Origin of the sequence: Microcystis sp. M165S2, assembly GCF_020245885.1 — a bacterium.
GTDB lineage: Bacteria > Cyanobacteriota > Cyanobacteriia > Cyanobacteriales > Microcystaceae > Microcystis.
The window spans coordinates 1-7195 of the sequence record NZ_JADBTZ010000023.1 but is presented as its reverse complement, the minus strand read 5'-3'; the positions used below and the strand labels follow the sequence as shown (position 1 = coordinate 7195).

Genomic DNA, 7195 nt, shown 5'->3' with positions numbered 1-7195 from the left:
GCAGTACGAATAGCATCGTCTATGGCTTGATACTGTTGAGTTTTAGCTTTAACTTTAAACTCTAAGACAAACATTTTACGCAGGGGGTACTTAGATAAAATCAGTATAGCACGATAAAAGTTAAGTTAACAAGCTATAGTTGAAAAAGCCGTCCTAAAAAGACGGGGCTTTAACCCAAAATTTCGGTAAATCGCTACAGTATTTTTGGGGAAGGTCAACGTTGCTCTTAAAAAGAAAGACAAGCTATCTGTTTTCTTAACCTTGCCAAGAAAGTTTTCTTAACCTTGTCATGGGAAAGTCTTCGCCATGTTGCAATCGGAAAAAATAACTTTTGCGAGTGTATAAATCTGACACGAGCGGGGCAAGTCACTCAACGCCCACAAATAGGACATTTTAATTGATAACAATACGGAGGTTCTTTTTTTATGGATCCATCACCTCATAAACCTCTATCACCAACGGCGAGCCCAAGAAAACCGTTTCTTTCCTGGCTGGCTGTTCTTGCCTTAGTTTACCTACTGCTTGTCGGTATTGGAGTTGTTAGCAGAGGCTTTAGAACCACTTTTGGCGATGAGGCACAGCAGCTTTTTGCCTTTGCCGAAAACCCATTTGTGGGACTCGTGGTCGGGATTATTTCTACCGCCTTAGTGCAGTCCTCCAGTGCCACAACCTCAATTATTGTCGGTCTAGTTGCGGGCGGTTTGCCCGTCCCCATCGCAATTCCCATGATTATGGGTTCCAATATTGGTACCTCTATTACCAATGGCATTGCTAGCTTAGGCTTTGTAGGAGGCAGCAAGGAAGAGTTTAAACAAGCCTTTGCCGCATCCGTTGTGCTGGATCTGTTCAATCTCTTTGCGGCGCTGATCTTTTTCCCCCTAGAGATCTTATTTCATCCCCTGGAATTCCTCAGTCGGGCTTCTGCCAACCTTTTCTTAGGCGACAAAGATATAAGCGTGGACGATTTTGACCTAGTGGGCGCGATGATTCGACCTGTCCGCGATTCGATTCGGAGCGCAACAGGCTTTCTACCCGAGCCTTACAACGGCATTTTGCAAATTCTCATTGGCATTGGCTTAGTTTTTGCATCAGTGTACTTCCTGGGCAAATTGCTCAAGCAATTGATGATGGGTCGAGCGAAAGATATCCTTCACACCGCTCTGGGCAGAGGGCCGATTGCTGGAATTTTTGCGGGTATATTTGTCACCATCCTGGTGCAATCTTCTTCGGCAACCACCAGTTTGATGATTCCCCTCGCCGGTGCCGGCGTGTTTGGACTCGATGTTATTTATCCCTTTACCCTCGGTGCGAATATCGGGACGACAGTGACTTCCCTGCTGGCAGCTACGGCTGTCACGGGGGAAAGGGCGTTACCCGCTCTAGAGATTGCCAAGGTACACTTGTTTTTTAACCTGTTTGGAGTTTTGCTGATTTTCGGCATTCCCTACCTGCGTCCGTTGCCCGTGATTGGGGCAAAACGCTTGGCTACAGCAGCAAGTGACAATAAGCTCATTGCCTTGGCATATCTCATTGGCGTATTTTTTGTGATTCCCCTGATTCTAGTGGGGCTTTCGATTGTTCTATAAGGGACTCGCACACAAATAGAATACTAGCTATACAGTCGCTTTCTTTAAGTTCTTCAAGGATTCGCCAGATGATTGGGTACATTATTAGAGCCTAAGTCCTTTACCGAAAATTTTGGTTGAATGCCCCGCAGCAATTCTCACTTTACCCATCTTCTGGTACTCTCCAAAAACCCTGACAATTTATAAATTTTGTAGCTCTTATCTAGGAGGTGATCTTGCTGCATAAATGCCCTAGCAATGCCATCTTATTTTTTGATAAAAATTTGACCAAATAATCAAAATCAAAAAATTTTCACCATCCATTTAGGGCTGATGAGTTACTCTATTCTCAATAAGCCCTGCTTGTCACTGTGACTAATTACGATTTTTTAATCTTATCTTATCTAGATATTAAAGCAAGTCCTATAGCATTGTCTCTGGGTCTATGATTTTAAGTGCTTTTCGCACTAGAAATTTTCTCGACCCTATCACCGCAGGTTGTAGAAAAAAAGTCGGTATTCGATGAATACCACTCTACAGTCTATGGAATCAGAAATTATTCGTCTGTTTCTACCTGTATTTTTTGACACACCAGACTTTTACTCGATACTCCCCATCGTCAAAGATAGACGAAATAAATGGAGCGAGTGTAATTTATCCAGATACAAAGGACAAGAAAGTGATGATTACTATTACCGATCCAACCGCACTAGAGTTGCCTCTTCTGGGACAAGATGATATTTACAACGACCTGAACATAGCCGAGACAACCTTTTCGGAAACTCTCCCCATCCGCGACATTCAAGGAACTGGATTAGTATCGGACATGACAGGGACGCCGGTGAGGGATGTAGCTGGAATCGTTACGGCGATCACCAGTAATGGCTTTCAGCTACAAGACCCCGATCCAGACGACAATCCGCGAACCTGGGAGGACATCTTCGTCTTTACGAACAAGCGAGACCTCGGTGTAAACGGACTGAATCTCTCCGTTGGAGCGTCGGTTCAAGTCAGTGTGCAGGAAAGACGACTGGATGTTACCAACGAAGAAGGCGGTAGCGAACCCGCGCTAGAGTTACTTCTTCTGGAACAAGATGATACTGAGGAATACGATGATCCTTACGATACTTACAACGACCAGAACATAGCCCAGACAACCTTTTACAACCAGGACACGGGCAAGATAACTTCGCAAACTCTCCGCATCCGCGACATTCAGGGATATGGATTAGTATCGGAAAAAGAGCGGAATCTGGTGAGCGGTGTAGCCGGAATCGTCACGGGGTTCGCTACTAATGCTAATGGCTTTTACCTACAAGACCCCGATCCAGACAACGATCTGCGAACCTCGGAAGGTATCTTCGTCTTTACGGGATCGAGAGACCTCGGTGTAAACGGACTCAATATCACGGTTGGCGCATCGGTTCGAGTCAGTGGACAGGTGCAGGAAAATCGACCGAATATTAAAATAGACGGCAAAAGCGTACCCGACCTTACTGTTCTCAGTACCACACAAATTGCTGCCAATAGAGAAACGAACACAATCGAAGTGGTAAGTTCGGGCAATCCCTTACCTGCCCCCATTCTCATCGGATCGGGAGGTCGCGTACCCCCCAACCAAATCATCGCGGGAACGAACTTCTCCCCTGACACCTTCGACATTCCCTTAGATTTAAATACTGGTATCGGCTTCTATGAAAGCTTGGAAGGAATGCTGGTAACGGTACAGGATACCATGGCGGTCAGTCCGACGATTATCCGACCTACTAGCTCGGATTCAATATGGACGGTGGCGAATCAAGGTGCCGACGCTACCGGCATCAACAGTCGCGGTGGTATTGGCATCGCTCCTGATGATTTCAACCCCGAACGGATTCAAATCAGCGCCACAGACCTGCCACGAGTTGATGTGGGCGATCTCTTAGGGAATCTGACGGGGGTAGTTGATTACGCCTTCGGTGACTACCGGGTCTTAGTAACCGAACCAGTTCAAGCGACTTCTGGCGGATTGCAGCGGGAAGTGACGAATCTAATAGGCACGGCAGATAAGCTAACAATCGCCAGTTATAACGTGGAAAATCTCAATCCCACGGTATCGAACCCCGGTGGACTTGAGAGATTCGGCGTACTCGCCAATCAAATCCTCAATAACCTGAGAGCCCCCGATATTATCGGACTTCAGGAAGTTCAAGACAACAACGGCCCGATCGACGACGGTACGGTAGCGGCGGATTTAACCTATCAGGCTTTAATCAACGCAATCACGGCCGCGGGCGGCCCTACCTACCAGTTCCTGAATATCAATCCCGTCAATAATCGAGATGGGGGTGCGCCTGGTACTAATATTCGAGTTGGCTATCTCTATAACCCCAGTCGCGTTAGCTTTGTACAAGGTTCCCTCCGACGGATCACCGACCCCGTCGCCACGCCCGATAATGATGGTGCTTTTACCAGCAGTCGCAAGCCTCTAGTCGCCACCTTTACGTTTAACGGACAGGAAGTGACGGTAATTAACAATCACTTAACCTCCAGACGCGGTGGCAATAGTTTATTTGGCAATGTTCAACCCCCCAATATTGGAAGCGCGGACGTAAGAACCAATCAAGCTAAGGTTCTCAATAGCGAAGTCGACGCGATTCTGGCAGATGATCCCAATGCTAACGTGGTGGTTTTAGGGGATCTTAACGGCTTTGATTTTGAAGAGTTCCAGCAAATCCTCAGTGGTGGGGTGCTAACCAATCTTTCTCAAACCCTGGATGTCAGAGATCGCGCCACCTTCAACTTCCAAGGTAACTCCCAAGCCTTAGACCACGTTTTGGTAACTAATAATCTTGCCGATGATGCCCAGTATGACATTGTTCATGTCAACGTGGATTTTCTCGATCAGCCCGCCGATCACGAACCCATCCTTGCAACCCTCAACTTGCCGTTTACCCTGCAAATTCTGCAAACCTCCGATCAAGAAGCCGGGATTCCGGCTTTCCGAGATATTATCGGATTTTCGGCGGTGATGAATGCCTTGGATAACCGGTACGCCAATACGCTGAAATTAACTACGGGAGATGTTTACATTTCCAGTCCCTTCTTTAATGCCAGCCGCGATATTTACGATAACAAAACGGGTAATCCACAGGCCGAGCAAGGGGGCATCGCCGACATCCTGATTAACAATGAATTAGGCTGGGATGTGGCCTCGGTGGGCAACCATGAATTTAGTGGCGGCGCCGGTTCTTTCCTCAACTTGGTCGCCCCGAATCTTAATTGGGTTAATGGACAGAATGGCGGTGTCGGTATCGGAGCTGGAGGCTATCCAGGCGCGGCATTCCCCTATCTAGCCAATAACCTCGATTACAGCAAGGCTACTCTTCCCAACGGTTTAAGCGTGGTCGCTAACGGGGGAGCGCCTTTACCCAATACCCTAACCGGAAGCGTGGTTAAGGACTTTAACGGCGAAAAAGTGGGAATTATCGGCATTGTTACCCCCTATCTCAAATCGATCGCCGATACGGGAGCGATCGAGGTAACGACCCGGGATAGCAACGGCAACGTGATTACCGGAACGACTTCCGTGGATGAGCAAGTGGACTCCATCATCCGCAACATTACCCCCGAAGTGCAAGCTTTAAGCAATGCGGGCATCAATAAGATTATTTTGATGACTCACCTGCAAGAATCCCGCATTGAAATCGCTCTAGCCCAGAAAATGGCGGCTTTGGGACTAGGGGTCGATCTGCTCTTGGGTGGTGGTTCTCACCAACTTATGTCCTCGGAAACTGGCGTTCCTCCCTTACGGGAAGATGAAACCCAGCAAAATAACGGACAGTTACTCCAACCCTTCCCTCAAGTGTACGGCAGTGGGGATAACAAGGTTGTTTTTGTCAATTCGGCCCCGAACTACCGCTACTTGAATCAATTGGTCGTCACTTTCGATTATAAGGGCGTGGTCAGCACCATTGGAGATGATAGCGGTCCCTACGCCACTGATATTGCGGGAGTTGATCGCCTCTATGATGAATCGATTACTACCCTAGATCAAGTTAAAGCTAAAGCCGATCAAGATATAGTCGGAATTGTCGATGGAGTACAAGACTTCGTTAACCAACAAGATGGCAATATTTTCGGTCAAACGGACGTTTTTCTCAATGGTGTTCGGGGGGATGTACGCACCCAAGAGACCAATTTAGGTAACTTGACCGCAGATGCTCAAGACTTCTACGCCGAAGCCTATTTGAACAAGCATAACCTACTATCTGGCTTTAACAAGATCGATATCTCCTTTACCAATGGAGGTTCGATTCGCGATCAGATCGGACAGTTTGCGATCGAACAAATAACGGGCGATCTGATCACCCTGCCGCCTCAAGCGAATCCCGAAGTGGGCAAAGAGGAAGGGGATGTCTCTCAACTTGATATTTCCAATTCCTTACGGTTCGATGGCGATTTAGTTGTCGGTACAGTGAACGCCACTGGATTTCTCCAACTGGCCGAACACATGATTTCTTCAGTGGAAACGGGGAACGGTCGTTTCGGTCAAATTGGTGGCTTTAACTTTAGTTATGACCCCAACGCCCCAACCACTCAACGGATTCGCAGTCTGGCCCTAGCCGATGCAACGGGCAATAGTATCCAAACCATTGTGAAAAATGGGAAATTAGTGGTTGCTTCTAACACCGTTTTTAGTGTTGTCACGCAAGGTTTCCTAGCGAATGGCGGTGATAGTTATCCCACGGTGATCGAGAATATCAAACGCTTAACCGATTTTGACCAACCCGATTCTCTAGGAAAGGCCAATCTCCGACCGGGACGGATACAGGATGCCTTCGCGGAGTATCTCTCAGCTTTTTACAACAATAACAACGGACAACAGCCCTTCAACCAGGCCGATACTCCCCAATCAGAAGATCGAAGGATTCAAAGCCTCGGTTTCCGTCAAGATACGGTTCTCGATGGTATTACACCTTTGCCGACAACCATTAATGGAACCACCGGTGATGATACTTTTAACGCGGCTGCGCGCGATGGCAGACAATTTATCGGCAATAACCAACTTCTCAATACGGGAAGCGGGAATGACAATGTAAACGTTCGCTTTGCTGTCGGTGGTAATAACATCCGTACCGCTTCGGGCAATGACACCGTTTACGCTGGAACCAATAACCGTATCGATACGGGTGTCGGCAATGATGAACTTTTCTTGGGGTCTGCCGGTGGTAATAACATCGTCACTGGGGGTACCGGTCAGGATCGATTCTGGATTACAGAAAATGATGCTCTCTTACCAGCAAATCCCAATATCATTGCTGATTACAAAGCGAATCAAGGGGATCTGATTGGTTTCTTCTCTACTAGCTTAAGTTTTGGTTCTCGCGGCACGAATTGGGATTATCGTCAAGCGGGTGCAAATACCATTATTAAAGCTTTTGGACAAGATATAGCGATTCTCAATGGGGTTAATGCTTCTACCTTGACTCAAGCTAATTTCATCTTTAGTTAGGGTCTGCTGAAAAAGTTATTGAAAAGCACAGGTCTCTTAATCAATGATTTCACTTAGCTACAAGCATAAGCTTTAGTTGTTGATTAGCTTCTAAGCTATAACTTATTATAATCATTGACCGAGAAAAAGTGCGGTT

Annotated in this window: 2 protein-coding genes; both read left to right on the top strand. The window is 47.0% G+C overall.

Annotated elements, in window-relative coordinates:
* Window positions 1–425 precede the first annotated feature (425 nt).
* A complete protein-coding gene (locus IM479_RS01300; RefSeq protein WP_287685054.1) occupies window positions 426–1586 on the top strand; it encodes a Na/Pi symporter in 1161 nt (386 codons plus the stop codon).
* Window positions 1587–2247: 661 nt separating this feature from the next.
* On the top strand, window positions 2248–7059 hold the full coding sequence (locus IM479_RS01295) for a DUF8508 domain-containing protein (RefSeq protein ID WP_287685053.1): 4812 nt from the start codon (window positions 2248–2250) through the stop codon (window positions 7057–7059).
* The last annotated feature ends 136 nt before the right edge of the window (window positions 7060–7195 follow it).